Origin of the sequence: Nocardioides albidus (genome assembly GCF_006335005.1) — a bacterium.
GTDB lineage: Bacteria > Actinomycetota > Actinomycetes > Propionibacteriales > Nocardioidaceae > Nocardioides > Nocardioides albidus.
On sequence record NZ_VDMP01000007.1, the window covers coordinates 455 to 5,287 of the forward strand.

Genomic DNA, 4,833 nt, shown 5'->3' on the forward strand with positions numbered 1-4,833 from the left:
CCGCAAGCCCTCCGGAGACCGCAAGCCCTCCGGTGATCGCTGGCCGTCGGGAGATCGCAAGCCCGCCGGCCGTGGTGGGAAGCCCGGTGGCGAGCGGCGCGCCGCGCCGCGCACCGATGCCGACCGCGGTCCTCGGCTCGACCCGGCCGAGCGCTCGGAGAAGCAGGCCATCTATGACGGTCCGCCGCTTCCCGACGACGTCAGCGGCGCGGAGCTGAGCGCCTCGGTCCGCGCCCAGCTCAAGGGTCTGCCGGAGAAGCTCGCCGCTCGCGTCGCGCGGCACCTGGCCGCGGCCGGTCAGCTCGTCGATGACGAGCCCGAGACCGCCTACCAGCACACGCTCGCCGCCAAGGCCCGCGCGCCCCGGATCGCCGTCGTGCGCGAGGCGGTCGGTGAGGCGGCCTATGCGGCCGGCCACTACGCCGAGGCGCTCTCGGAGCTGCGGGCGGCGAAGCGGATGAACGGTGCGACCGCCTATCTCCCGATCATGGCCGACTGCCACCGCGCCCTCGGCAATCCCACGCGAGCGCTCGAGCTGGCCAAGAGCCCTTCGGTCGTGAAGTTCGTTCCGGCCGCGAAGGCGGAGATGACGCTGGTCGAGGCCGGTGCCCGCCGGGATCTGGGTCAGCTCGACGCGGCACTGCGGACCCTCGAGGTCTCTCCGCTCAACACCAAGACCCGCGAGCCGTGGGTGGTCCGGCTGCGCTACGCCTACGCCGACACCCTCGAGGAGGCCGGTCGCCTCAACGACGCCCTCACGTGGTTCCACAAGACCAACGCGATCGACGCCGACGAGATCACCGATGCCGCGGAGCGGGCGGAGTCCCTCGAGAAGCGGGTCGACCGCGGCTGAGCCCCCTGCTCAGGCGCGGTCGGAGATCGTCACGATCGCCTGGCGGTTGCCGGCCGGCTGGGTGTCCCAGCGGACGTCCTCGCGGTAGGCGATCCGCACCCGGTCGACCACCGCCAACGCGGCCTGCTCGGCCTCGACCCGCAGGACGATCGAGTCCCCGCCGACCAGACGCTCGCCGGCGGGGTCGACGAGGTCGGCGCAGAACTCCTCCGGCTTGGTCGTGACGCCGACGGTGCCTCGCCTGCAGAGCAGCGGTGTCACCTTCAGCTTCACGTCGCTCGTGGTGTGCACCTGGACCCCCGAGATCCGCAGTGTGCGACCCAGGTCGCCCGGCGCCGCGAACATGCCGACGTACAGCGGCGTCCCGACGACGCCGTTCGCGTTGACCACCTTGGCCGAGACGGGCAGGCGCTCCGGCGTCATGGCGTACCAGACGAGCCAGCCCAGCGTGAGAGCCAGCGCCACGACCAGCCCGGCGATCCGCCAGCCACGCGACTGGAACGACGGCCGGGGAACCGGCGGGGCACCCAGGCGCGTCTCCCGCCTGCGGCTCGGCCGCTCCGCGCGGCGGCGGCCCGAGGCCGGCGTGACGCTGGACGCGGCTCCTCCGTCGGTCATGGCCGAAGCGTAGGACACCAGGACCCGGGTGTGTCGGACCTGCCACACTCCTGCGCATGACGTTCCCCGCGCTCAGCAGTCCGGCGCAGCCCAAGCGGCCCACCCTCGAGGGCAGCGTCGCCGTACGGGACGGCCGGCGGCTGAGCTTCGCCGAGTACGGCTCGCCTCGCGGGCCGGCCATCGTGTGGATGCACGGCACCCCCGGAGCGCGCCGCCAGATCCCGGTCGACGCGCGTGCGTACGCCGACGAGGTCGGTGCCCGGATCATCGGGATCGATCGTCCCGGGATCGGGTCGTCCACCCCGCACCTCTACGACAACGTGCTCGACTGGACCAGCGACCTCACGCTGCTGCTCGACGCCCTTGCCGTCGACTCGGTGCGGGTCATCGGCCTGTCCGGCGGCGGTCCCTATGCGCTGGCCGCCGGGGCGGCACTGCCCGGTCGCGTCCACGGTGTCGGCGTCCTCGGCGGGGTGGCGCCGACCCGCGGCCCCGATGCCGCGGACGGCGGCGTCATCCGGTTGGCCGTCCATGCCGCGCCGCTGCTCGCCGCGACCCGGGTCCCCCTCGGCGTCGCGCTCACCGGTGCGATCCGCACCGTGAGGCCGCTCGCCGGCCCCGCGCTGGACCTCTACGCCGCCGTCCAGCCGCCCGGGGACAAGAACCTGCTGGGGCGCCCGGAGTTCAAGGCGATGTTCCTCGACGACCTGCTCAACGGGAGCCGCTTCCAGACCTCGGCACCCCTCGCCGACCTGCTGCTGTTCACCCGGGACTGGGGCTTCCGGCTCGCCGACGTCGGCGTGCCCGTGCGCTGGTGGCACGGGGACGACGACCACATCGTCCCGTTCCGCCACGGTCAGCACTGCGTCGAGCGGCTCCCGGACGCCACGATGACCACGATCGACGGCGAGAGCCACCTCGGTGGATTGGGCATCGCGATCAAGGTCATGGACGAGCTGCTCGCGCTCGGGGCCTGACTGCGGCAGGCTGTGACCCAGCTCCATCCGGACACGCGGCGGGTTCCGCTGGTGTCCAGCCGTCCCATGGGCCACAATGGGAACACAACATCACAGGTGTCACTCCGCAACGGTGCCCGCACGCGTTCGCGACTCCGACACCTCCGTTGAGACCGCTGGGGAAGGCGTATCTCACGCCGGAGGTAGGAGGAAGCGAGGGTTCGTGGTGACCGGAAGCATGAGTGCGACCAGGGGCGTGTTCTACGTCCACTCCGCGCCGTCCGCGCTGTGCCCGCACATCGAGTGGGCCGTGGGTGGCGTCCTCGGTGTCCCCGTCAACCCCGACTGGACGCCGCAGCCTGCTCAGTCGGGCACCTACCGCGCCGAGTTCTCCTGGACCGGCAAGGTCGGCGCCGCCGCTGAGATGGCGTCCGCGCTGCGCGGCTGGAACCACCTGCGGTTCGAGGTGACCGAGGAGGCGACGCCTTCGACCGAGGGCGCGCGGTTCTCCTACACCCCCGACCTCGGCGTCTTCCACGCCGTGATGGGCCTTCACGGAGACATCATGATCCCCGAGGACCGGCTCAAGGCCTCCGTGGTCCGGGCGGCTCTCGGCGAGGTCACCCTCGAGAACGAGATCGACAAGCTGCTGGGCAAGCCGTGGGACGACGAGCTGGAGACCTTCCGGCACGCCGGCGAGGGCGCCCCGGTGCGTTGGCTGCACCAGGTCGTCTGACTCCCGGCTGAGACAGATCCTCCCGGCATCCGCCGGAGAGCGAAGGCGCCCCGGCTCGAGTGATCGAGCCGGGGCGCCTTCGCATGTGCCTGACCGACAGGCGGACCGCTGGATCAGCTGGGCGAGCTGAAGATCACCGCGACGTTGGCTCCGCCGAAGCCGAAGGAGTTGTTGATCGCCGCGATGTCGCCCTCCGGCAGGTCGCGCGGCTTGGTGGCCACGTCGAGCTCGACGCGCGAGTCCTGCTCGTCGAGGTTGATCGTCGGGGGAGCGGTGCGGTGCTGGATCGCGAGCACCGTGGCGACCGCCTCCAGCGCGCCGGCGCCACCGAGGAGGTGGCCGGTCATCGACTTGGTGGCCGACACGACGAGGTCGTTGGCGGCCGAGCCGAGGACGGCGTGCAGCATCAGCGACTCGGCGACGTCACCCTGCGGGGTCGAGGTCGCGTGCGCGTTGACGTGGACGATGTCGCTCGGGGTGACCCCGGCGTCCTGCACGGCTGCGCGGATGGCGCGGGCGCCGCCGCGGCCGGCCGGGTCCGGCTGCGCGATGTCGTGGGCGTCGGCGGTGATGCCGGTGCCGAGCACCTCGGCGTAGATCCGAGCGCCGCGGGCCTGCGCGTGCTCCAGCGACTCGAGGACCAGGGCGCCTGCGCCCTCGCCGAGCACGAACCCGTCGCGGTCCACATCGAAGGGACGCGACACCGTGGTCGGGTCGCCGGCGTTCTTCGACAGCGCCATCATGTTCGCGAAGGCGGCGATCGGCAGCGGGTGGATCGCCGCCTCCGTCCCGCCGGCGATGGCGACGTCGACCCGGCCGAGGCGGATCTGGTCGGCGGCCAGGGAGACCGCCTCGTTGCCCGACGCGCAGGCCGAGACGGGGGTGTTCACCGGTCCCCGGGCGCCGAGCCGGAGGCTGATGGACGCCGCGGGGGCATTGGCCATCAGCATCGGAACGGAGATCGGCGAGACCCGGCGCGGGCCCTTCTCGAGCAGGATCTGGTGGTTCGAGAGCAGCGTGTGCACGCCGCCGATGCCCGATGCGAAGGCGACGCCGAACCGGTCGCCGTCGAGGTCGCCGGCGTCCTTGACCTTGTCGAGGCCCGAATCGGCCCACGCCTCGAGCGCCGCCACCAGGGCGAGCTGCGAGGAGCGGTCGAGCCGACGGGCGACGACGCGGTCGAGGACCTCGGTGGGGTCGACGGCGGCCGGGGCGCCGATGGTCACCGGGAGACCCTCAGCCATGTCGCCGAGGGAGCGCACCCCCGAACGACCGGCGAGCAGGCCCTCCCAGGTGCTGGCGACGTCGCCGCCCAGCGGGTTGGTGGTGCCCAGGCCGGTGACGACGACACGAGTGCGGGACATGACTGTCGGTCTCCTAGTGGTCGGTGGATCGGTGGATCAGGAGGCGCTGTTGCGCTCGATGTAGGAGACGGCGTCGCCCACGGTCTTGAGGTTCTTGACCTCGTCGTCGGGGATGGTGACGCCGAACTTCTCCTCGGCCTCGACCACGACCTCCACCATGGAGAGCGAGTCGACGTCGAGGTCGTCGCTGAACGACTTGTCCAGCTGCACGTCGTCAGCCGGGATGCCGGCGACCTCGTTGACGATCTCGGCGAGGGCGGCGCGGATCTCTTCGGTGCTCATTTTCTCGTGTTCTCCCGTGGTTGG

The 4,833-nt window shown here is 72.0% G+C and carries 6 protein-coding genes; 3 read left to right on the forward strand and 3 right to left on the reverse strand.

Annotation, left to right across the window (positions count from 1 at the left end; genetic code table 11):
• A partial coding sequence (locus FHP29_RS00140; RefSeq protein ID WP_240044208.1) for a tetratricopeptide repeat protein occupies positions 1-853 on the forward strand: 853 nt, incomplete at its 5' end.
• A gap of 9 nt (positions 854-862) precedes the next feature.
• Here FHP29_RS00140 and FHP29_RS00145 read toward each other — a convergent pair.
• Positions 863-1,471, reverse strand: coding sequence for a hypothetical protein (locus tag FHP29_RS00145; protein WP_139620854.1), 609 nt, complete (start codon positions 1,469-1,471; stop codon positions 863-865).
• Between the two features lie 56 nt (positions 1,472-1,527).
• On the opposite strand from FHP29_RS00145, the gene FHP29_RS00150 reads away from it, so the two are divergent.
• Both FHP29_RS00150 and FHP29_RS00155 read left to right on the forward strand, forming a co-directional pair.
• On the forward strand, positions 1,528-2,448 hold the full coding sequence (locus tag FHP29_RS00150) for an alpha/beta fold hydrolase (protein ID WP_139620855.1): 921 nt from the start codon (positions 1,528-1,530) through the stop codon (positions 2,446-2,448).
• Between the two features lie 217 nt (positions 2,449-2,665).
• Entirely contained in the window at positions 2,666-3,163 is a 498-nt protein-coding gene (locus FHP29_RS00155) for a DUF3145 domain-containing protein (protein WP_139620856.1), read from the forward strand.
• A 113-nt stretch (positions 3,164-3,276) separates the two neighbouring features.
• On the opposite strand, the gene FHP29_RS00160 is transcribed toward FHP29_RS00155, so the two are convergent.
• Both FHP29_RS00160 and FHP29_RS21440 read right to left on the reverse strand, forming a co-directional pair.
• Positions 3,277-4,527, reverse strand: coding sequence for a beta-ketoacyl-[acyl-carrier-protein] synthase family protein (locus FHP29_RS00160; protein ID WP_139620857.1), 1,251 nt, complete (start codon positions 4,525-4,527; stop codon positions 3,277-3,279).
• Positions 4,528-4,563: 36 nt separating this feature from the next.
• A complete protein-coding gene (locus FHP29_RS21440; protein ID WP_205013745.1) occupies positions 4,564-4,809 on the reverse strand; it encodes an acyl carrier protein in 246 nt (81 codons plus the stop codon).
• Positions 4,810-4,833: the final 24 nt, after the last annotated feature.